General features: G+C 71.3%; 6 protein-coding genes and 1 pseudogene. All 7 read left to right on the forward strand.

Annotated elements, in window-relative coordinates:
• Window positions 1-27: 27 nt before the first annotated feature.
• Window positions 28-1,026, forward strand: coding sequence for a hypothetical protein (locus AAHZ94_RS00195; protein ID WP_349989729.1), 999 nt, complete (start codon window positions 28-30; stop codon window positions 1,024-1,026).
• 415 nt (window positions 1,027-1,441) lie between these two features.
• The gene (locus AAHZ94_RS00200; RefSeq protein WP_349989730.1) at window positions 1,442-3,007 is read left to right on the forward strand and encodes an alkaline phosphatase D family protein; all 1,566 of its coding nucleotides are present in this window, start codon (window positions 1,442-1,444) and stop codon (window positions 3,005-3,007) included.
• A gap of 2 nt (window positions 3,008-3,009) precedes the next feature.
• Window positions 3,010-3,915, forward strand: a complete 906-nt coding sequence (locus AAHZ94_RS00205; protein ID WP_349989731.1) for a polysaccharide lyase family protein — start codon at window positions 3,010-3,012, stop codon at window positions 3,913-3,915.
• 2,039 nt (window positions 3,916-5,954) lie between these two features.
• Window positions 5,955-6,917 carry an AfsR/SARP family transcriptional regulator gene (locus tag AAHZ94_RS00210; RefSeq protein WP_349989732.1) on the forward strand — a complete coding sequence of 321 codons (963 nt, stop codon included), beginning with the start codon at window positions 5,955-5,957 and terminating at the stop codon, window positions 6,915-6,917.
• A gap of 479 nt (window positions 6,918-7,396) precedes the next feature.
• Window positions 7,397-15,523, forward strand: a complete 8,127-nt coding sequence (locus AAHZ94_RS00215; RefSeq protein ID WP_349989733.1) for an SDR family NAD(P)-dependent oxidoreductase — start codon at window positions 7,397-7,399, stop codon at window positions 15,521-15,523.
• Between the two features lie 63 nt (window positions 15,524-15,586).
• A pseudogene (locus AAHZ94_RS36295) lies at window positions 15,587-21,436 on the forward strand (type I polyketide synthase); the annotation flags it as partial.
• A gap of 36 nt (window positions 21,437-21,472) precedes the next feature.
• Window positions 21,473-24,714, forward strand: a 3,242-nt coding sequence (locus AAHZ94_RS36300) for an acyltransferase domain-containing protein (protein WP_502964546.1), incomplete at its 3' end; no start/stop codon positions are given.

Consider the following 24,714-nt stretch of genomic DNA (forward strand, 5'->3'; position numbering starts at 1 on the left):
ATCATGTGGACCAGGGGAGGACGCGGGATGTTGGGCAGGTTGTTCGGCAGGGGGGCGGAGAGACCGGCGCAGAGGCCGTACGCCCTGCCGGTGGAGCGCAAGCGGTGGAGCAAGATGTACACGCTGCGCGCGCTCGGGGACACGCGGGTGTTGGCGTTGACGGAGGCGGCGCGGGCCGGGGACTGGTCGGCGGTCAAGGTGGCGCTTGAACCCTTCGACCTGGGCCGGGACGGCCACGTCCTGAGGGAACTGGCCGCGGTGGACGGCGTGCAGGAGTGGATCGGCCAGGCCGTCGAGAAGGAGGAGGACACCGAGCACCGCGCCCAGGCCCTGCTGATCTCCGGAGCGCGGCACATCGTCTGGGGCTGGGAGGCACGCACCGCGCAGTTCGCCTCGAAGGTGACGAGGGAGCAGTGGGAGGTCTTCTTCGAGCGACTCGCCATCGCCGAGGAGCACTTGTTGGAGGCCACCGAGGTGCGGGTGGAGTGGGTCGCCCCGTGGACCGAACTACTCACCCTGGGGCGTGGTGCGTCACAGGGTGCCGAGGTCAACGAGGCCCGGTTGGCGGGCGCCCTGCACCGCGACCCGTTCGACGTACACACCCATCTGGAGTGGCTCTATCACTTGCTGCCGCGGTGGGGCGGCGCTCCGGGTGAGGGGCTGGCCTTCGCCCGGCAGGCGGTCGCCCGCGCTCCGCAGGGGCACTCCGTCGGCTGTGTGCTCGCGTTGGCCTACATCCAGGTCTGGGAGGACGAGGACGACGTGGACTGTCTCGAAACACCCGAGATACGGGCCGAGTTGCGCGCCGCGGCGGGCCGCAGCATCCTGCACCCCTCGTACGAGTTCAGGCCCGGCTGGCAGCGCGAGTTCAACCTCTTCGCCATGGCACTGTCCCTGGCCGAGGAGCGCGACACCATACGTCGGGTCTTCCACACGTTGGACGGTGCGTACCTCGCCGGGCCCTGGCGCGGTCTGGCGAAGCCAGAGAAGATGTTCGCCCGCCACCAGCGGCGCGCCCGAGGGTGACGACCGAGGCTGGCTCCGCGGGGCGGGAAGGCACCCCCACGCCCCGCCCCTGGGCATCGACTCACCGCCTCCCCGGCGCCCGCTGGCTGCCCTCCTTCGGCCAGCCCTTGCCGAGCCAGGCGCTGAGTCCGCGGCGTTCACCCCGGTGCGCACCACAGGGGCGATTCAGCGCCCTGACGGGTGCACCGCATAGTCCGTTATCGGCATGAATTGCCAGCCCATGCGAAGCTCCCGACAGAAGCGAACACAACCGTCGAATCGCGGCGCCGGCGCCCGGCTCCTGGGGCACGGGCCGGTCGTGGCGGGCGGTCGAACGTCCCCCTCGCGTCCTGCGGGGCTTCACCTGGCCGCTGCGCTGCGGCCACCCCTGGCGCTGACGATCGCCCCCGGATCCGACAACGCCCAGGAGAGACAAATGAGTTCAAAAACCCCACCGTCCACCGGCCCGGGACGGCGCCTTTTCCTCCAGGCGACCGGTGTCGGCATGGGCGCGCTGCTCGCCGGTGCCGGGCTTGCCGGGCAGGCTGAGGCGGCGGGGTTCGCTCCGCGACTGCGCGAGAACCCGTTCCGCCTCGGGGTCGCCAGCGGCGAGCCCACCGCGGACGGCTGTGTGATGTGGACCAGGCTGGCACCGCAGCCGCTGGCTGCCGACGGGCATGGCGGGATGCCCGGCGCGGGCTACGACGTGCAGTGGCAGGTCGCCGAGGACGAGCGCTTCTGGCGTGTCGTCCGCGCGGGCACCGCGGTCGCCCTGCCCGAGCTGGGGCACTCCGTCCACCCGCAGGTGCGCGGTCTGCGGCCGGGCCGCCAGTACTTCTACCAGTTCCGGGTCAACGGCCACACCAGCCCGATCGGCCGGTTCCGCACCGCGCCCGACACCCGTACCAGCGGCGCCTTCACCTTCGCCACCGCCTCCTGCCAGGCGTGGTACCACGGCCACTTCAGCGCGTACCGCGACCTGGTCGCCCACGACCCCGACGTGGTGTTCTTCCTCGGCGACTACATCTACGAGTACGGCATCTCCAGCTCCAACATGTGGCGCAACGCCCCGCTGCCGGGCGGCCCGCACGAGGTGGAGACCAACACGCTCACCGACTACCGGCTGCGCTACTCGCTGTTCAAGTCCGACCCCGACCTCCAGGCGGCCCACGCGGCGGCGCCCTGGATTCTCACCCCGGACGACCACGAGGTGCAGAACGACTACGCGGACGAGCAGTCGCAGTACGGTCTGAGCCCGGAGGACTTCCTGCTGCGGCGGGCCGTGGCGTACCGCGCGTACTACGAGAACTGCCCGCTGCCTCCGCTGGCGCTGGCCCACGGGCCGGACGCTCAGTTGCACCGGCGGCTGCGCTACGGCCGGCTCGCCACCCTGCACGTGCTCGACACCCGGCAGTACCGCGGCCCGAAGCCGACGAACGCCGGGGAGCAGAACGCCCCCGGCCGCTCCATCCTGGGCGCCGGCCAGGAGCGGTGGCTCTACCAGGGGCTCCGCTCGGCCGACACCCGGTGGAACCTGCTGCTCCAGCAGGTGGGCCTGGTCAAGGTCACGGAGAACCGCGTCGACCAGTGGGACGGCTACCCCGCCGCGCGGCAGCGCCTCCTCGACGTGCTCGGCGAGCGGGGCGTGGCGCCCTCCGTGGTCTTCACCGGAGACTGCCACCGCTCCATCGCCGCCGATCTGCTCGCCGACTTCGACAACCCGGAGTCCGCCGTGGTGAGCAGCGAGTTCCTGGGCACCTCGATCGCCTCCGACGGTGACGGCGCGCCGAGCGACAACTACGCCAAGGACTGGCTGCAACACCCGTGGACGAAGTTCTACGACGGCCGTCGCGGCTACGTCCTGGGCCGTGCCGCCGCGGATGCGGTCACCGCCGAGTACCGCGCCGTCCCCTACGTCCGCGCCGACAACCAAGCGGCTGGCCTCTCCCTCGACCGGTTCCGCGTCGAGCACGGCCGTCCCGGCATGCAGAAGGTGAGCTGACCATGACCGACACGACCCTCTCCGCCTCCTCCTCCGAGGCCGCCGCGCGCGGGGGCCGCGGGCCCGTGGGCCACGCGCCCGGAAGCGTCTCGGGGCTCGCCGCCACCGGTGACCTCGCCGTGGTCGAGCTGACCTGGCACCCGTACGGCCACGGCCAACTCGTCGACCACTACGAGGTGTACGCCACCGAGCGCGCCGGGCGGCCGGGCAGTGTTCCCGGTGCGGCGACGCTGGTGGGGCGCACGCTCTACCCGCACTTCACGCATCTGGTCGGCCCCGAGGGGCGGACCCAGCACTACACGGTGGTCGCGGTCGTCGCCTCCGGGGCGCGGACCCGCCCGGCGCGTTCCGTACCGGGTACGAGCAAGGCGTCCGCGGCGGCCGGCCGGGTGGTGGCGCAGGTCGGTGATTTCGACCACAAGGGTCTGGAGTTCGCGCTGTCGCCGAGCGGCAGCGCACGTTTCTCGGCCACCTTCCCGACGGGTGTGGACTACCGGTACGGCACCTCCGCCCCTGACCAGGACTGGAGCTACCTCCACCCGGGGCCGAGCGATTCCTGGGCCGGCCGCAAGCAGCACACGTTCACGCTCCGCTTCGACCTGGACGCGGCGCCGAAGGAGGACCTGGCCTTCGCGCTGTGGCTGATCGACGCGCACGCGTCCAGCGCCGGCACCGGCGAGTTGACGATCAACGACAAGCCGGCACGGAAGCTGGAGTTCCGCAACGGCGCCACGCGCGGTTCGCTTGAGGGCGACGCCACCCGTTACGGCAGCACGCTCAAGCCCTCGTACTACGAGTTCCCGCTGACCGCGGAGTTGTTCACGGCCGGCGAGAACGTACTGCGGCTACGCAAGACCACTGGTTCGTGGATCGCGTACGACGCGCTGGGGGTCTTCGCCGCGAAGTAGTTCTCCCGGCGGCTCGACCTTCGCATCGGCGTGGGTCAGAAGGGGCTCGGTGGCTGCGCCACCGGGGTCCGTGCTGGCCCGCGCCGGTGTGGGTGGCGGGGCGTGAGCTGTGCAGACTGGCTCGGGGCGCGGCTGGAGGGGTGGGGCTGTCAGTGATCGGCCGCGCCCCGGGACGGCAGTCCGTGTGACGGTCCGCGTGATTGGGGGCCCGACGCTAGCCGCCGCAGCCGCGACAGCTTGGCCGAATTGCTGCCTTCACGGTGCGCCGACCGAGCCACATCCGGCCGACCCGAACCCCTGCGGCCCGCACGAGGGCCCGTGGCGCGACCGCCCGGGCAAGGCGCGGCGGAGCCCAGGTCGGCGGCTGCGTACGGGGCGGTTGTGCGCTTACTGCCGTTCCCGCCCCGTATGGGGTGGGATTCGGGCAGAAAATGCGGCTGCCGCTCCGGATCGCCACGGTGCGCACTCCGCCGTTTGCGGTGCGTCGCCCCCGTAATGACTTTCCCGCGGATGACAAACGCCGCCCTGTACGCCACATCCACCCATCCCGCCGCTTCGATCCCGAAAAGTCCTCGGCCGTCGAACGCCGCGCATCACGCAGTCCTTTTGTCTCGGATGGAGCAACCGGGACCGGCCACCGGCGATCGGGAAGACCTGCCACGCCGAAGCGGGCATTGCCGATGAGCGCTCGCGGAGTCGATCGCGTTACCGCTGATCGGGAAGGGCGAAAAGCGGAAGACCGGAACAGCTAGTTCCGCAGCCGCGAGAAGGGCATTCCCCCACTGCCTGGCCCCGCCATTCCCTTCCCACCCGGCGCCTTCACACATCCCGCACACGCTGGGTAGCGCGGCGGATGACGGTACGTCAACCCGCACGGTTCGGCCACCTCCTCTCACACCGGCCCGACGGCCACCGCACGCATGCCGGCCGGCCGCCGCACTCCCGCCCACCCGAGGCGCGGCGCCGCGACGGCCGGGCGCACCGGCAGAGGAGCCCCGGGGCGCCTCCGCCGCGCCCCGCCCCGCGTACGGTCTGCGCCCGCCGGCGACGGAGCCCCCGCACCGAGTAGGAGGAGTGTGACCGAAGGGGAAAGGAAAGAGGACCGGCCGCCTTTTCAATATTCCGCAGCCGAATGCCGTACGGGCGAAAATCACCCATCCATGCAGTCGACACACAGCAAGAAATCGAATTCTCCGATTTTCACGCTCAAGCTCATCACGGAACCACGGGAAGCATTCTGATCGACCCCGCTCCGCACGTCTCCCTCAAACCTCCAGGCATTATCGTTCCGCCCTTCTGACGCCATCATCAAAAACCAGTCGAGATAGCCGACTCGTTTACGCCCCGTTCACTTCAAGAAAGCATCCCATTCCCTCCCGGCGGACCCGTAGCGGTCGATTTTTCGATCGGCGTGCAGAAATACGAGCGAGCCATATGCCAACCGCGCTTTCCGCGTGTCCCGAAGGTGCGGCGTCACGTGGCATGCTGCGACTCCGGTACCGGGCCCGTTACTCCTGCGGCACCGGGCGCCCGCCCCGCAAAGCCCCGGTCCCACCGCATGGGCGCCGCCGCCCGAACCAGCGTCCAACCTGCCCCGAAGGGCGGCGGTGCTGGGCTCCGCACCCACTTCGGCCCACGGCCCGGCAGATACGGACGGTCCCGGTACCGGCACGGCGGACGCGGCGCACCCGGGCCAGGAGAAGGCGTTTTCACGCCAATCCTGAGGGTCACCGCCATCGCTCTCTGCTTACCCTCGGGTAAGCAGGGAGCGTGTCACCATCTGGACAGTCGACGACATGGTGAATCACTTTGCCTAGCCCGGCCCGATGAGTCGACTGCACTCAACCGTCGCGACGAATAAACAATTCTTTTACACATCGATGTTTCAATCGCCGAAACGCTGTTCACCTTGGCCGACGGCATCGCCTAGACGCCTTCGCCACCCCTCGATCTACCCCAGGAAGCCGCAGGTCAGCGAGGCCAGTTCGGTTCCGGTCCGATGAGTTGGCGCACGCCAGGACGCCACGCCATATCAGTTGATGCGCGGCAACTCCAGCCCTTCACTTTCACGTTTCGGTCAGTACGCTGGCACCCATCGGGTAAGAACACGTGACCAGGCGTTAGGGCGTTACCGTCTGCACGTCGCGTCACCAGGTTCCTATCGACAACATTCGGGGGTCTTTTCGACCGTGGATTATCTAGTGCATTTCCACGTCCTTGGTCCGGTCGGGGTAAGTGTTCACGGCAGTCCGGTAAACCTTGGCTCGGCCCGACAGCGAGCCGTGCTGTCCGCACTGCTTCTCACCCCAGGACATCCGGTGACCGCGGAGCAGCTCACGGAGGCCGTCTGGCCGCGCCGGGCGCCCAGCGCGGCAATGACGAACCTGCACAGTTACGTGTCCAATCTGCGGCGCACTTTGGAGCCGCATCGACCGCCGCGCAGCCGGGACAACGTGTTGCGGCGCGAGGCCGCCGGCTACGTCCTCGCGGTCGATCCGGAGAGCGTCGACGCGGTGCGCTTCGAGCGGCTGATGCAGGAGGGCCGGCGGCTCCTGCTGGCGGGCCGGCCGCAACAGGCGTGCCATTCGCTGGAACGGGCCCTGGCCCTGTGGCGCGGGGGCGCCCATCCGGAGGTCAGTGACTACACACTCGGCGCGCAAGTGGCCGCCCGGTTCGACGAGCTGTGGCTGCTCGCACTGGAGAGCTACTGGGAGGCCCGGCTCGCGGAGCCCGGGGACATCTCGGTGATCGCGGCCGAGCTGTCGGCGCTGAGCGCCCGTTTCCCGACCCGGGAGCGCTTCAACCTGTTGCTGATGCGGGCACTGTGTCACGCGGGTCGGCGCGTAGAGGCGATCGACACCTACCACCGCGCGCGGCGTGCGCTGGCGGACGAGTACGGCATCGATCCGGGCGAGGAGTTGCAGACGCTGTTCCGGCGAATCCTGTCCGGTGACCCGACGTCCGAGCGCCGCCGCCCGAGCCACATGTCCCCCATCCGCTGACTCCCCAGGTCCCCGGGCCCCATGGCTCCGGGCCCCTTCCCACCCGGCGTCGACCACGCGCCGTGGCATCGACGGCCGCAAAGCCACTGATGGCCCGCTTCGAACCTGTCTCAGGACAGGCCGGAGCGGGCCATCTTCGTTCACACCTCAACTACCGCAAGACTGCTCCAAGTTGGTTCCAAGATGACTCCAAGATCCCCGTGGCAGGGTGCTGATCAGCGCACGGGGGAGCACCACGGGGGCCGCCAGCTCAACTGTTCTCGCCCGGGCGTGGGGGAATGATCGCCGTAGGTACCAGGGGGGCGAACGAACAGGGCGCGGCCTGCGGTTGTGGGCCGTTGATGAGGGCTCAGCGTGCTCTCCCGATGGACGCGGTCGATGCCGTACGGCCTGCTCAGCGACGCCGCCTGCGCCGGTCACCCGATCCCTTGCCCACGAGCCATCGCCCTGCCCGGTGCACCGGATGGTGAGACGAGTCGATGAGGAAGCCCGTGCCGCAGCCAAGCCAGCAAGCCGATCCCGTCGTCATCGTCGGACTCACCACCCACCAGGGAGGCGGGGCGCAACCCGCCGCGGACGCCGACCGCGCGTTCTTCTCGCTTCCGGCGAAGGCCGAACTGACCGCCGATCTCTCGCTGGCACTGCGGCTGGCATGGACCGCGCTGGAGGACGGCGGGATCGTGCCCGGCACGCTCACCGTCGGCCGCACCGGGTGCTTCTTCGCCGCGGCCGACGCCGGCGACAGCGACAGCGACAGCGACAGCGATGATGACGGCGGTGGCGGTGGCGCCGACGGCCTGGCTGGACAGGTCGCCGCCGGCCTGCGCCTTACCGGCCCACGGGCCACGGTGGGCCGGGGCGGCGCGGTGTCATCGGGCCAGGACGCGGTACGGGCGGCGGTGGCGCTCGCCGCCGACCAACTGCGCCGCGGCGCGGTCGATCTCGCAGTCGCCGGCGCGGTCGGGCCCCGAACGACCGAGGTCGACGAGACCAGCGGCGTCGTGGTGGTGCTGTGCCGAAGCTCGCGAGCGGTCCGGGCCGGGGACCGGGTGTACGGGGTGCTGCCCGATGACACCGTGGCGGGCAGCGCACCGGACGCCGCCGCATCCGAAACGTCCGACGCGTACCCGGCACGGAACGCCGAGCGCACCGCGGCGGAGGTGGTCGCCCTGGTGGGCGCCGCCCCCGTATCGCCCGCTGCCCGCGCCGGCGCGCCGAAGGACCCGGGCGCCGTACCGCTGGACACCACTCCCCTGGTCCCGCTCGTACTCTCCGCGCACAGCGCGGCCGCCCTGCGGGCCACGGCCGCGGCCCTGCACCAGCGCGTCACGGACCTTGCTGCGCTCGACCTGAAGGACCTCGGGCTGTCGCTGGCCACCACCCGCTCCGCGTTCGCGCACCGGGCCGTCGTCCTGGCGGCCGACCGCGCCGATGCCCTGCTCGGGCTGCGCGCCGTCGCCGACGGCACCTTCACCCCGCTGGTCGTGGGCGCCGCCCAGCAGGACCCCGGGGTCGGGGCTGACGGGGGCAGGGCTGACCGGGCCCGGTACCCTCGCCCCGTCTTCGTCTTCCCCGGGCAGGGTTCGCAGTGGCCGGGGATGGCCCTGGACCTGGTGGAGTCCTCCGAGGTCTTCCGACGCGAGCTCCGCGCCTGCGCGGACGCGCTGGAGCCGTACGTCTCCTGGGACCTGTACGAGGTGCTGCGCGGCGCGCCGGGCGCCCCCGAGTTGCGGGCCGTCGACGTCGTGCAGCCCGCCCTGTTCGCGGTCATGGTCTCGCTCGCCGCGCTGTGGCGCGCCTGCGGCATCGAACCGGCGGCCGTGGTGGGCGCCAGCCTGGGCGAGATAGCCGCCGCGCACCTCGCCGGGGCGCTCACCCGGGAGGAAGCCGCGCAGGTGGTGGCGCTGTGGAGCCGGGCCCAGGCGGGCGCGACCGGCGACGGCGACCTGGCCTCGGCCCTGGCGTCCCGCGCCGATCTGGAGCGCCGGCTCGCCCGCTGGGGCGATCGGCTGCACTTCGCGGGCTCCAACGGCCCGTACTCCGTACTCTTCAGCGGCGACCGGGCGGCGGTGGCCGAGCTGCTCGCCGAGTTGGACGCGGACGGGGTGCGCGCCAAGCTGCTCGGGAACGACCTGCCGGCACACTCGCCCGCGCTGCGCCTGGACGACGACCTCCTGCTCGGCGGGCTGGCCGGGCGGGAGGCGCGCGCGTCGTCGGTGCCCTTCTACTCGTCACTGACCGGTGGCCACCTGGAGACCGCGGGGCTCGACGGCCCGTACTGGCAGCGCAACATCACCCGGGAGATCCGCTTCGAGCAGGCCACCCGGGCCCTGCTGGCCGCGGGTCACCGGACGTTCATCGAGGTCAGCCCGCATCCGGTGCTGCTGGCTGCGGTGCAGGAGACGGTGGAGGACGAGGGCCTCGGCGCGCACACGACCGTGGTGGGCTCCCTACGCCGGCGCATCCCCGGCGTGCCCGCCTTTCTGCACTCCCTGGCGGAGTCGTACGTGCGCGGGGTCGCGGTCGACTGGGGCGCCGTGTTCCAGGGCTCGGGCGCCCGGCGGATCGGGTTGCCCAGCTATCCGTTCGACGCGGAGGCGACCGGCAGCGCGGCCGAGCGGGCCGCTGGTGGCGCCGCAGGCCCCGCCGACCGGCTCCGCCGCGAACTCGCCGCGCGCTCGGCAGACGAGCGGTCCGCCTGGCTGACGGATGTGGTGAGCGCCCAGGTCGGCGCGGTACGCGGAGGGCGCCCGCTCGAAGGGCACGAGGTCCGACGGCCGTTCAAGGAGCTGGGTTTCGACTCGCTCACCGCCGTCGAACTGCGCAACCGGCTGGTGGCCGCGACAGGTCTGCCGCTGCCGATGACCCTGCTCTTCGACCGGCCGACGGTCGAGGCGGTCGTCGCGTACGTGCACGACGTGCTGGTGCACCCCGGCGGCCCGGGCGCCGCCGCGCCCGTCGCCGCCGGTCCCGCGACCGCCGACGAGCCGATCGCCATCATCGCGATGAGCTGCCGCTTCCCCGGCGGCGCCGACACGCCCGATGCCCTGTGGCGGCTGGTCGCCGATGGCGCGGACGCCCTCTCCCCGTTCCCCGTGAACCGGGGCTGGGACGATGTGCACGACCCGGACCCGGACCGCCCCGGCACGACGTACGTCAGCGAGGGCGGTTTCCTGCACGACGCCGACCAGTTCGACGCGGGGTTCTTCGGCATCGGCCCGCGCGAGGCGCTGGCGATGGACCCGCAGCAGAGGCTGCTCCTGGAGACCGCCTGGGAGGCGTTCGAGCGGGCGGGCATCGACCCGACGGCGCTGCGCGGCAGCCCCGGCGGCGTGTTCATCGGCGCGATGACGCAGGACTACGGCGAGCCCATGCACCTGGCGTCCGAGCGGGTCAACGGCCATGTGCTGACCGGCAGCACCGTCAGTGTGCTGTCCGGGCGGTTGTCGTACGTGTTCGGGCTCGAAGGCCCGGCGCTCACCGTCGACACGGCCTGTTCGTCATCGCTGGTCGCGCTGCACCTGGCCGCCCAGTCGCTACGCCGCGGAGAAACCACCCTCGCCCTGGCCGGCGGCGCAGCCATCATGGCAGCCCCCGGCATGTTCATCGAGTTCAGCCGCCAACGCGGTCTCTCCCCCGACGGCCGCTGCAAGGCGTTCGCCGCCACGGCCGACGGCACCGGCTGGGGCGAAGGCGTCGGCGTACTCCTCCTCGAACGCCTCTCCGACGCACAGCGCAACGGCCACCAGATCCTCGCCGTACTCCGCGGGTCAGCCATCAACCAGGACGGTGCGTCCAACGGGTTGAGCGCACCGAGCGGGCCGGCCCAGCAACGGGTGATCCAGCAAGCCCTGGCCGATGCGCGCCTCACCCCGGCCGAGGTGGACGTGGTGGAGGCGCACGGTACGGGCACGCGGTTGGGTGACCCGATCGAGGCGCAGGCGCTGCTCGCTACGTACGGGCAGGGGCGACCGGCTGACCAGCCACTATGGCTGGGATCGCTGAAGTCCAACATCGGACACACCCAAGCCGCAGCCGGAGTCGGCGGCATCATCAAAATGGTGCAGGCCATGCAACACGGCACCCTGCCGAAGACCCTGCACGTGGACGAGCCCACACCACACGTCGACTGGGAATCCGGGGCCGTGCGCCTCCTCACCGAGGCCCGTACCTGGCCCGAGACCGGCCGCCCCCGCCGAGCCGCCGTCTCCTCCTTCGGCATCAGCGGCACCAACGCCCACGTCATCCTGGAGCAAGCCCCGGAAGAGGCACCACGGCAGGAATCCGCCCAGGAAGACGAAGGCCCCAAGATCGCCACGGGTGTGGTGCCGGTGGTCATCTCGGCCCGTGACGCCCAAGCCCTACGTGCCCAGGCCGCGCAACTTGCCGCGTACGTCGAAGAACACCCCGACACCGACCCGTACGCCATCGCCCACACCCTGCTGACCGGCCGAGCCACCCTCGAACACCGCGCCGTACTCCTCACCCACAACCGCGACCACCTACTGGACGCACTCCACGCCCTCGCCGAGGGACGAGAACACCCCAGCGTCGTCACCGGCAGCGGCAACCACGGCCGGCCGGTGTTCGTCTTCCCAGGTCAGGGCAGCCAGTGGACCGGCATGGCCACCGAGCTTCTTGCCACGTCTGACGTCTTCCGGCAGTCGATAGCCGAGTGTGAGAGCGCGCTCGCGCCGTACGTCGAGTGGTCGTTGATGGATGTGCTGACCAACGGTGAACCCATCGAGCGTGTGGACATCGTCCAGCCAGCGCTGTTCGCCGTCATGGTCTCGCTCGCCAAGGTGTGGCAGTCCCTGGGTGTGCACCCCACCGCCGTCATCGGACATTCGCAGGGCGAGATCCCTGCCGCGGTCATCGCCGGAGCACTCACCCTCGAAGACGGCGCCCGGGTCACCGCACTCCGCAGCCAAGCCATCCACACCACCCTCACCGGACACGGCACCATGGCATCGGTCACCCTCACCCCGGAGGCCACCCAGCAACTCCCCGGGGCGTGGGGAGACCAACTCCACATCGCCGCCCACAACGGCCCCCACACCACCGTCATCGCCGGCCAAACCACCGCAGTCGAACAACTCCTAGACCACTGCGAACAACACAACATCCACGCCCGCCGCATCAACGTCGACTACGCATCCCATACGCCGTACGTGGAAGCCATCCGCGATCAACTCAGCGATTCCCTCGGCGTGTTGAAGCCGCACAAGAGCGACGTCCCGTTGTACTCCACCACCACCGGCGAAGCACTCGACACCACCCAGCTCACCGCCGACTACTGGTACACCAACCTCCGCCAACCCGTACTCCTCACCCACGCCGTCACCACCGCACTCAACAACGGACACACCCTCTTCATCGAAATCAGCCCCCACCCCATCCTCACCACCCCACTCCACGACATCACCGAGGCGACCAACCAACCCACCACCATCACCGGCACCCTCCGCCGCGACCACGGCAACTGGACCCAACTCCTCACCGCAGCAGCCACCACACACACCCACGGCACACCCCCCAACTGGACCCACCTCCTCCCACCCACCCGACACCACCCGAGCCTCCCCACCTACCCCTTCCAACGCCAGCGGTATTGGCTCACCGCCTCCGCTCCCGGCCAGCACCTGGGCAGTGGGGCCACTGGACACCCCTTCTCTCTTACGCGTACGGACCTTGCCGGTAGCCAGGAGACCCTCTACACCGGGCAGATCTCCACCCACACCCACCCCTGGCTCAACGACCACGCACTCTGGAACACCCCGCTCCTCCCCGGCACCGCACTCCTCGAACTCACCCTCCACACCGCACACCACACCGGACTCCACCACATCGACGAACTCACCCTCCACACCCCACTCACCCTCACACCCCACCAACCCCAACACCTCCAAATCCACATCGGCACCCCCAACACCAACGGACAACACCCCCTCACCATCCACTCCACACCCCACCCCCCACACCCCACGGAAGGTGACGGATGGGTGCAGCACGCGGTGGGACTGGTGTCGGCGAAGGGGGCGCTGCCGGCGGAAGGGGCGTGGCCCGGGCGCGGGGACGTGCTCGACGGGGCCGACGGGGTCTACGAGCGGTTGGCCGCGGTCGGTTTTGACTACGGGCCCGCCTTCCAGGGGTTGCGGCGGCTTGCACAGGTGGGTGGCGACGTGGTCGCGGAGGTCGAGTTGGCTGAGCCGCAGCGCGCGGACGCCGACCGGTTTGACGTCCACCCGGCCCTGCTGGACGCGGCCCTGCACGGGACGCTGCTGGAGGGCTCGGACCAGGTGCGGCTGCCGTTCACCTTCAGCGGCGTCACCCTGCACGCCACCGGTGCGAGCGCTCTCCGCGTGCGGCTCACACCCACCGGACCCGACACGGTCGCGGTGCTGGCCACGGACACGGCGGGGCAGCCGGTCGTCTCGATCGACGCACTGACGCTGCGGTCGGTGACCGCCGAACAGTTCCGGGCCGTCGCCAGCGGGCTCAACGACCCGCTTTATCACGTGGATTGGGTTCCGACGGCGGTCGCCGACGTTCCGCCGACCAGCACCGGTCGGCCCGTACTGGTGGGGTCCACGGCGCTGCTCCCCGACCTCGCGGACGCGGCTCCGGAGCGGGTGGCTGACGACCTCGGCGCGTTGATCGCCGCGGTCGACGCGGGGGGCCAGGTGCCGGACACGGTGCTCGTACCGTTCCTGACCGAGGCCGACGCCGATACCACGGCCGACGGCGGAACTGCGGCTGGGACCGGGGCCGGGGCCGGGGTGCAGGGTTGGGGCGAGATGGTCGGGGCGGTGCACGCGGCCGTCCGTGAGGGGCTTGCGGTCGTGCAGTCCTGGCTGGCCGACGAGCGGTTCGCCGCCTCCCGGCTGGTGTTGCTCACCCGCGGGGCGGTGGGCGTACGGGCCGGGGACGAGCCGGGGGACCTGGTGCGGGCGCCGCTGTGGGGGCTGTTGCGGTCCGCGCGGTCGGAGCATCCCGGCCGGCTGGCGCTCGCCGATCTGGACGGCGACCCCGACTCGTACCGGGCCCTGCTGCGCGCGCTCGCACCGGGCGCTTCGGACGAGCCGCAACTCGCGGCACGTGCAGGGGAGTTGTTCGCCCCGCGGCTAATCAAGGTGGCGCCTTCGGCCGGTGCGGGGGCGAGCCCCTTCGACGGCACGGGGACGGTGCTGATCTCCGGTGGCACCGGTCTGCTCGGGGGCGTGCTCGCCCGCCATCTGGTCGCCGAGTACGGCGTGCGCAGCCTGCTGCTGGTGAGCCGGCGCGGGCCGGCGGCCGATGGTGTGGAGCAGTTGCGTGCGGAGTTGGTGGCGGCAGGGGCGAGGGTGGCGGTGGTCGCCTGTGATGTCACGGACCGCACGGCGCTGGCCACGGCGCTCCGGGCAGTGCCCGCCGACTTCCCGCTGACCGGCGTGGTGCACACGGCCGGGGTGTTGGACGACGGGGTGGTCGGCTCGTTGACGCCGGAGCGGGTCGCGACAGTGCTGCGGCCGAAGGTGGATGCGGCCTGGCATCTGCACGAGCTGACACGCCCGTACGACCTGCGGGCCTTCGTGCTCTACTCGTCGGCGGCCGGCACGCTCGGCCAGGCGGGGCAGGCGAGTTACGCGGCGGCCAATGCCTTCCTCGACGCGCTGGCACAGCACCGCCGTGCCGCAGGGTTGCCCGGTCTCGCCCTGGCCTGGGGGCTGTGGGCCGAGGCGGGTGGGATGACCGGCCACCTGGCGGAGGCCGATCTGCGCCGACTGGGCCGTACAGGTCTGGCCCCCATGGCAACCGAGCAGGGGCTCGCCCTGTTCGACCTGGCGGTACGGGCCGAGGCCGACGCGCGGGCCACGGTTGGCGGTGCGTCGGAGGCCGACGCACCTGGCGACACAGCCGGCAGGCCGACCGGCGGCAGTGCGGGCGGTGGGCGGGGGGCGCTGGTGCCCGCGGTCCTGGACTTCGGCGCCCTGCGCGACCAGCCCGAAGTGCCGGCGCTGCTACGGCAGTTGGTGCGCGCCGCGGGACCCGCACCGCTGCGGTCGGCCGGGCGGGGCGAGGCGGCGGCTGACGTACAGCGGTTCGCAAACCTTGCGCCCGATGAGCGCCGTCGGGCCCTCGTCGACCTCGTACGGAGCCAGGTGGCGACCGTGCTCGGCCACCCCACCCTGGACTCGGTCGACCCCGGGCGAGGCTTTCTCGACCTCGGCGTCGACTCGCTGACCGCGCTCGACCTCCGCAACCGGCTCGGCGCCGAGGTCGGCCGGACGCTGCCCGCCACCCTGATCTTCAACCACCCCACCCCCACCGCCATGGGCCGCTTCTTGGCGGCCGAACTCTTCCCCGACGACGAGGCCGCAGGACCCGGCGCCGACGGGCCCGGCCCGGACGGGGCCGATGGGCAGCCGGACGAGGCGGAGTTCCGCCGGGCGCTGGCCGCGATCCCGCTGGCCAGGTTCGAAGAGGCCGGGCTCGTACGGACCCTGCTGGGTCTCGCGGAGCTCGCGGGCGGGCAACCCGCCACGCCGGTGGCGGAGCAGCAGGGCAGCGCGCTGGACGCGATGAATCTGGACGACCTGGTCCGGGTGGCCCTCGGTGACAACTGATCGTTCATTCCACGAGGTTCGGAGTTATCGATGACCGCATCGAGCGAAGAAGTCGTCAAGGCACTGCGGGCCTCCCTCAAAGAGGTCGAGTCCCTGCGGCAGCGCAACAGCGCGCTGGTCACAGCGGCCTCCGAGCCGATCGCGATCGTCGGCATGGCCTGCCGCTACCCCGGTGACGTGAGCTCGCCCGAGGAACTGTGGCAGTTGGTGGCGGGCGCGGGCGATGCGATTTCCGGTTTCCCCGAGGACCGCGGCTGGGACCTCACCGAGCTCTACGACCCGGACCCGGACGCCGTCGGCAAGACCTACACCAGGTCGGGTGGTTTCCTGCGCGGCGCGGCCGACTTCGACCCCGAGTTCTTCGGGATCAGTCCGCGCGAGGCGACGGCCATGCACCCGCAGCAGCGCATCCTGCTCGAAGTCGCCTGGGAGGCGCTGGAGCGCGCCGGGATCGACCCCACCTCGGTGCAGGGCAGCCGGACCGGGGTGTTCGCCGGCGTGATGCACCAGGACTACGCCGCTCCGCTCCGGGAGACGCCGGAGGACCTTGAGGGTTACCTGATGACGGGCAGCCTGGGCAGTGTGGTGTCGGGCCGCATCGCCTACACCCTGGGGCTCGAAGGGCCCGCGGTCACGGTGGACACGGCGTGTTCGTCGTCGCTGGTCGCGCTGCACCTGGCGGGCCAGTCGCTACGCGCCGGCGAGTGCTCGATGGCCCTCGTCGGGGGCGTCACGGTGATGACCGCACCGGTCGGGTTCGTCGAGTTCAGCCGCCAGCGCGGCCTGTCCCCCGACGGCCGCTGCAAGGCGTTCGCCGCCACGGCCGACGGCACCGGCTGGGGCGAGGGCGTCGGCGTCCTGGTGCTGGAACGCCTCTCGGACGCACAGCGCAACGGCCACCACGTACTCGCCGTACTCCGTGGGTCAGCCATCAACCAAGACGGCAGCAGCAGCGGCTTCTCCGCACCGAACGGCCCCGCGCAGGAGCGGGCCATCACCCAGGCCCTCAAGAACGCCCGGCTGACCCCGGCGGACGTGGACGTGGTGGAGGCACACGGCACGGGCACCACCCTCGGCGACCCGATCGAGGCGCAGGCGCTGCTCGCCACGTACGGGCAGGGGCGACCCACTGACCAGCCACTATGGCTGGGATCGCTGAAGTCCAACATCGGACACACCCAAGCCGCAGCCGGAGTCGGCGGCATCATCAAAATGGTGCAGGCCATGCAACACGGCACCCTGCCGAAGACGCTGCACGTGGACGAGCCCACACCACACGTCGACTGGGAATCCGGAGCCGTGCGCCTCCTCACCGAGGCCCGTACCTGGCCCGAGACCGGCCGCCCCCGCCGAGCCGCCGTCTCCTCCTTCGGCATCAGCGGCACCAACGCCCACGTCATCCTGGAGCAAGCCCCGGAAGAGGCACCACGGCAGGAATCCGCCCAGGAAGACGAAGGCCCCAAGATCGCCACGGGTGTGGTGCCGGTCGTCCTCTCGGCCCGCGACACCCAAGCCCTGCGCGCCCAGGCCGCGCAACTTGCCGCGTACGTCGAAGAACACCCCGACACCGACCCGTACGCCATCGCCCACACCCTGCTGACCGGCCGAGCCACCCTCGAACACCGCGCCGTACTCCTCACCCACAACCGCGACCACCTACTGGACGCACTCCACGCCCTCGCCGAGGGACGAGAACACCCCAGCGTCGTCACCGGCAGCGGCAACCACGGCCGGCCTGTGTTCGTCTTCCCAGGTCAGGGCTCACAGTGGACCGGCATGGCCACCGAGCTTCTTGCCACGTCTGATGTCTTCCGGCAGTCGATAGCCGAGTGTGAGAACGCGCTCGCGCCGTACGTCGAGTGGTCGTTGACGGACGTGCTGACCAACGGTGAACCCATCGAGCGTGTGGACATCGTCCAACCCGCATTGTTCGCCGTCATGGTCTCGCTCGCCAGGGTGTGGCAATCCCTGGGTGTGCAACCCACCGCCGTCATCGGACACTCACAAGGTGAGATCCCCGCCGCCGTCATCGCCGGAGCACTCACTCTCGAAGACGGCGCCCGCGTCACCGCACTCCGCAGCCAAGCCATCCACACCACCCTCACCGGGCAAGGTGCGATGGCATCGGTCAGTCTCACCCCTGAGGCCACTCAGCAACTCCCCGGGGCGTGGGGAGAGCAACTCCACATCGCCGCCCACAACGGCCCCCACACCACCGTCATCGCCGGCCAAACCACCGCGGTGGAGCAACTACTCGCCCACTGCGAACAACACGGCATCCACGCCCGCCGCATCAACGTCGACTACGCCTCCCATACGCCATACGTGGAAGCCATCCGCGATCAACTCAGCGATTCCCTCGGTGTGTTGAAGCCGCGCAAGAGCGACGTCCCGTTGTACTCCACCACCACCGGCGAAGCACTCGACACCACCCAGCTCACCGCCGACTACTGGTACACCAACCTCCGCCAACCCGTACTCCTCACCCACGCCGTCACCACCGCACTCAACAACGGACACACCCTCTTCATCGAAATCAGCCCCCACCCCATCCTCACCACCCCACTCCACGACATCACCGAGGCGACCAACCAACCCACCACCATCACCGGCACCCTCCGCCGCGACCACGGCACCTGGGCTCAGTTCCTCACCCACGCCGCCCACCTCCACACCCACGGCACATCCCCCAACTGGACCCACCTCCTCCCACCCACCCGACACCACCTCAACCTCCCCACCTACCCCTTCCAACGCCAGCACCTGTGGATCTACGACGAGGCTGCTGAGGGTGTCGAGGCCGGTGCCGCCGTGGTGGACGCGGTGGATGCGGGGTTCTGGGCGGCGGTCGAGGGGGGTGACGTCGGTGCGTTGACGGCGGCGTTGCAGATCGAGGACGAGGCCGGGCGTGCGTCGCTGTCCGCGCTGGTGCCGACGCTGTCGGCGTGGCGCAAGCAGCACCGGGAGCGCGATGCCGTCGACGGGTGGCGCTACCGGATCGGATGGAAGCCGGTCGCCCGGGTGTCGCCCGCGCCGTTGGCCGGAACCTGGCTCGTGGTGCTCACCGCCGGCCAGCAGTCGGACCCGTGGGTGGCCGAGGCCCTGGGCGTACTCGGCGGTCACGGCGTGCGCGTCGTACCGGTCGAGCTGACCGATGCGGACGACGATCGTGCGGTGCTCGGCGGCCGGTTGCGGGACGTCATCGCCGAGGCGCGCGGTGCGGGCGGCGGGGACGGGGCGGCCGGTGTGCTGTCGTTCCTGGGGTTGGACGCGCGTCCGCATCCGCGGCACGGCGCGCTGGCGACCGGCGTGGCGCTGACGTTGACCCTGGTCCAGGCGTTGCATGAGCTCGGGGTGCGGGCGCCGTTGTGGAGCGTCACCCGCGGCGCGGTGTCCACGGGCTCGTCGGACGGCCCGGCCGATCCGGTGCAGGCGCAGGTGTGGGGGCTCGGCCGGGTGGTTGCCCTTGAGCACCCGGGGCTGTGGGGCGGGTTGGTCGATCTGCCGGAGGGCCTGGACGCGCGTGCGGTCGCGCTGCTGCGGCAGGTGCTGTCCGGCGCGACGGGCGAGGACCAGGTGGCGGTGCGTTCTGGGGGATTGTGCGCACGGCGCATGGTGAGCGCGGCGGGCGGCCCGGCGCCGGCCCGGCGGTGGCGGCCCCGGGGCACGACCCTGATCACCGGCGGGACCGGGAGCCTCGCGCCCCGGCTGACGGAGTGGCTGGTGGCCCAGGGCGCGGAACATCTGGTGCTGGTCAGCAGGTCGGGGCCGGACGCGCCCGGCGCACCGGAGTTGGTGGCGGACCTGGAGCGGCAGGGCGTCGCGGTGTCCGTGGCGGCGTGCGACGTGGCCGACCGTGATGCGGTGGCGGCGCTGCTGGCCGGGCTGCGGGCGGAGGGGCACACGGTACGTACCGTGTTGCACGCCGCGGCGTTCATCGAACTCGCTCCGGTGGGTGACACGACGCTCGCCAGCCTGGACGCGGTGCTGGCCGCGAAGGTGGACGGTGCGGTGCACCTGGCGGAGTTGTTGGAGCCTGGCGAGTTGGACGCGTTCGTCCTCTTCTCGTCCATCGCGGGCTTCTGGGGCAGTGGCGACCACGCGGCGTACGCGGCGGCGAACGCGGCCCTCGACGCGCTGGCGGAGCAGTGGCGTGCGCGCGGGGTGCCGATGACGTCGGTCGCCTGGGGTGTGTGGGAGGACGCCGTACACACCTGGCAGAACCTCGACGGGGTGGACGTCGAGGAGACCCGGGAGCGGGTGCGCCGGCAGGGGCTGCCGCTGATGCCGGCCCCGTTGGCCGTCGCCGCACTCAAGGAGTCGCTCGACCACGACGACACCTTCGTGGCCGTGGCCGACATCGACTGGGCGCGCTTCGTACCGCTGTTCACCTCGATGCGACCGAGTCGGTTGCTTGACGAGTTGCCCGCGGCCCGGCGGTTGCTCGCCAAGTCCGACGCGGACGGGGACGGCGACGGGGTCGGCGGTGTCGCAGCCCAGTTGCGCGACCGGCTGGCCGCACTGTCCGCGGCGGACCAGGAGGCGGCGCTGACGGAGTTGGTCACCGGGCACGCCGTGGTGGTGCTGGGGCTCGGTTCCGCGGAGTCCGCCCGCCCGGACCGGGCGTTCAAGGACGCCGGGTTCGACTCGTTGACGTCGGTGGCCCTGCGCAACCGGCTCGCGGAGGCGACCGGACTGCGGCTGCCGGCCACCCTCGTCTTCGACTATCCGACGCCGCTCGCGCTGGCGGCGCACCTGCGTACGTTGCTGGTGGAGCAGCCGGCTGCCGCCGCGGCCGGGCAGGACGCAGTGGTCGCGACGACGGCCGCCGATGACGACCCGATCGCCATCGTCGCCATGGCCTGCCGGCTGCCCGGCGGCGTGACCAGCCCGGATGACCTGTGGCGCCTGGTCGAGAGCGGTGGTGACGCGATCTCGCCGCCGCCGACCGACCGCGGCTGGGACCTGGCCGAGGCGTTCGGCATCGGCGACGCAGACACCGCCGAAGCCGGCCGCCGGCCCGCCCAGGAGGGTGGGTTCCTGCGGGACGTCGCCGGTTTCGACGCGGCGTTCTTCGGCATCGGGCCGCGCGAGGCGCTGGCCATGGACCCGCAGCAGCGGCTGGTCCTCGAAACCTCCTGGGAGGCGTTCGAGCGGGCGGGCATCGACCCGGCGACGCTGCGCGGCACCCGCACCGGGGCGTTCGTCGGGGCGATGTCGCACGGGTACGGGCCGAAGTCGGCCGACGCGCCGGACGCCGTCCAGGACTACGTCATCACGGGCAGCGTCACCAGTGTCATATCGGGCCGGCTGGCCTACACGTACGGGCTTGAGGGGCCTGCCGTCACGGTGGACACCGCATGCTCGTCGTCGCTGGTCGCGCTGCACCTGGCCACCCAGGCGATACATGCCGGCGAATGCTCGATGGCGCTGGCCGGCGGCGTCGTGGTGATGCCCACACCGGACGTGTTGATCGGCGTCAACCGGATGGGCGCGCTGTCCGAGAACGGCCGCTGCATGGCGTTCTCGGACGACGCCGCCGGCTTCGGCCTGTCCGAGGGCGCGGGCATGGTGCTGCTCGAACGGCTCTCGGACGCCCGGCGCAACGGACACCAGGTGCTCGCCGTCATCCGGGGCACGGCGACCAACCAGGACGGCGCGTCCAACGGCCTCGCCGCCCCGAACGGCCCCTCCCAGCAGCGCGTCATCCGCGCCGCGCTGGCCGACGCCGGGCTGACCGGGGACCAGGTCGACGCGGTGGAGGCACACGGTACGGGCACCCGGCTGGGTGACCCGATCGAGGCGCAGGCGCTGCTCGCCACCTACGGGCAGGACCGGCCGGCGGACCGGCCCCTGTGGCTGGGTTCGCTGAAGTCCAACATCGGACACACCCAAGCCGCAGCCGGTATCTCCGGCGTCATCAAGACGGTCCTCGCGCTCCAGCACGGGGTGCTCCCGCGCACCCTGCACGTCTCCCGGCCCACCACGCACGTCGACTGGGCAGCCGGTGCCGTCGAGTTGCTGACCGAGGAACGTCCGTGGGTACGCGGCGGGGCCGAGCCCCGGCGCGCGGCGGTCTCCGCCTTCGGTATCAGCGGCACCAACGCACACGTCATCCTGGAAGAAGCCCCGGAGGAAGCGGCCGGTCCGCCGGCTGAGGACACCCCGGGCGACGAGGCCACCGGGGTTGCCACGGGTGTGGTGCCGGTGGTCATCTCGGCCCGCGACACCCAAGCCCTGCGCGCCCAGGCCGCGCAACTTGCCGCGTACGTCGAAGAACACCCCGACACCGACCCGTACGCCATCGCCCACACCCTGCTGACCGGCCGGGCACCCCTGGAACACCGCGCCGTACTACTCGCCCACAACCGCGACCATCTACGCGAGACCCTGCGCGCCCTCGCCAACGGCCAGGAACACCCCAGCGTCGTCACCGGCAACGGCAACCACACCAAGCCTGTGTTCGTCTTCCCAGGTCAGGGCTCACAGTGGACCGGCATGGCCACCGAACTCCTCGCCACGTCCGACGTCTTCCAGCAGTCGATAGCCGAGTGTGAGAACGCGCTCGCACCGTACGTGGACTGGTCGTTGATGGATGTGCTGACCAACGGTGAGTCGATCGAGCGCGTGGACATCGTCCAGCCGGCACTGTTCGCCGTCATGGTCTCGCTCGCCAGGGTGTGGCAGTCCCTGGGTGTGCACCCCACCGCCGTCATCGGACACTCACAAGGTGAGATCCCCGCCGCCGTCATCGCCGGAGCACTGACGCTGGAGGATGGCGCCCGGGTCACCGCACTCCGCAGCCAAGCCATCCACACCACCCTCACCGGACAAGGTGCGATGGCATCGGTCAGTCTCACCCCGGAGGCGACTCAGCAACTCCCCGGGGCGTGGGGAGACCAGCTCCACATCGCCGCCCACAACGGCCCCCACACCACCGTCATCGCCGGCCAAACCACGGCGGTGGAGCAACTACTCGCCCACTGCGAACAACACGGCATCCACGCCCGCCGCATCAACGTCGACTACGCATCACACAGCCCCTACGTCGAAGCCCTCCACGATCAACTCGCAGACAGCCTAGGCGAGTTGAAACCATCGACGAGTGACGTCCCGTTCTACTCCACCACCACCGGCGAAGCACTCGACACCACCCAGCTCACCGCCGACTACTGGTACACCAACCTCCGCCAACCCGTACTCCTCACCCACGCCGTCACCACCGCACTCAACAACGGACACACCCTCTTCATCGAAATCAGCCCCCACCCCATCCTCACCACCCCACTCCACGACATCACCGAGGCGACCAACCAACCCACCACCATCACCGGCACCCTCCGCCGCGACCACGGCACCTGGGCTCAGTTCCTCACCCATGCCGCCCACCTCCACACCCACGGTGCTCCCCCCAACTGGGCCAGCCTCCTCCCACCCACGACCGATCGTCCCGACCTCCCCACCTACCCCTTCCAGCGCCAGCACTACTGGCTCGCCAGCCCCTCCACCAGGCATCCTGATTCGCATCGTGCGGACCATCCGTTCCTGCTGACGCGTACGAGCCTCGCCGGTAGCCAGGAGACCCTCTACACCGGGCAGATCTCCACCCACACCCACCCCTGGCTCAACGACCACGCACTCTGGAACACCCCACTCCTCCCCGGCACCGCACTCCTCGAACTCACCCTCCACACCGCACACCACACCGGACTCCACCACATCGACGAACTCACCCTCCACACCCCACTCACCCTCACACCCCACCAACCCCAACACCTCCAAATCCACATCGGCACCCCCAACACCAACGGACAACACCCCCTCACCATCCACTCCACACCCCACCCCCCACACCCCACGGAGACGGTGTGGACGTGTCATGCGACGGGGACGCTGTCCGCCAGCACGGACACCGGTCCGAACGCGAGCACGGCGGCGGACTCCGGTTGGGACGCTGGGGCGAGTTGGCCGCCGGTGGGGGCCGTGCCGGTGGGCATCGAGGGGCTTTATCCACGGCTGGCCGAGGACGGCATGGTCTACGGGCCCGCGTTCCAGGGGTTGCGCGCCGCCTGGCGGCGCGGTGCCGAGGTGTTCGCCGAGGTGCGGTTGCCCCAGCCGCAGCGGGTCGACGCCGGCCGGTTCGACCTGCACCCGGCCCTGCTGGACGCGGCCCTGCACGGGACGCTGCTCGACGGGGCGGAGCGCGTGGTGCTGCCGTTCTCGTTCAGCGGGGTCACCCTGCACGCCACGGGGGCGAGCGCCCTGCGCGTACGGCTGACGCCCACCGGGGCCGACACGATGTCGCTCGCGGTGGCCGATGAGCAGGGTGTGCCGGTGGCGACGGTCGCCGAGCTGGCGGTGCGGCCGGTGGACGAGCGGCAGTTGACCGCATCGGGCCGGGCGCCGGTCGCGGACTCGCTGTTCCAGGTGGCGTGGCAGCAGGTGTCCGCCGGGGCGCCAGGTGCCGCGCGGGTGGCGGACTGTGCCGTGGTGGGTGTGGACGGGCTCGGGGTCGGTTCGGCGCTGTTGGCGGCCGGCGGTACGGTCGCGGCCCATCCGACGCTGGCGGCCCTCGCGGGGGCGGCGGGCGAGGACGGGGCTCCGGCCGGCGTGCCCGCGGCGGTGGTCATGCCCTGGCCCTGGCCGAGTGATGCGGAGTGCCGGTCGGCCGATGCGGTGGGCGAGGCCGTGACGCGCATGATCACGGTGCTCCAGGAGTGGGTGACGGACGACAGGTTCGCGGATGCGCGGCTGGTGTTGGTGACCCGGGGGGCCGTTGCGGTGACCCCGGCCGGCAACGCGACCGGCGGGCACAGCGGCGCGAACGGTACGCCGAACGGCACGGCGGAGGACGCGGCGGCAGGTGCGGTGGAGACCATCTCGGACCTGGCGGCGGCTTCGGTGTGGGGCGCGGTGCGGTCCGCGCAGGCGGAGCACCCGGACCGGTTCACACTCGTGGACCTGGATGCGCACGCCGCTTCGGGATCGGCGCTGGCCGAGGTGCTCGGCGGGTCCGAGCCGCAGTACGCCGTACGCGACGGGCGCGTGTGGGTGCCGCGGTTGGAGCGCAGTCGCCCGTCGGCGGGGGCCAAGGCCCCGGTGTTGCGGACCGAGGGGACGGTGGTGATCACCGGTGGCACCGGCGTACTCGCCAGCCTCGTCGCCCACCACCTCGTCACCCACCACAACAT

Source organism: Streptomyces sp. HSW2009 (genome assembly GCF_040240285.1).
Taxonomy (GTDB): Bacteria; Actinomycetota; Actinomycetes; order Streptomycetales; family Streptomycetaceae; genus Streptomyces.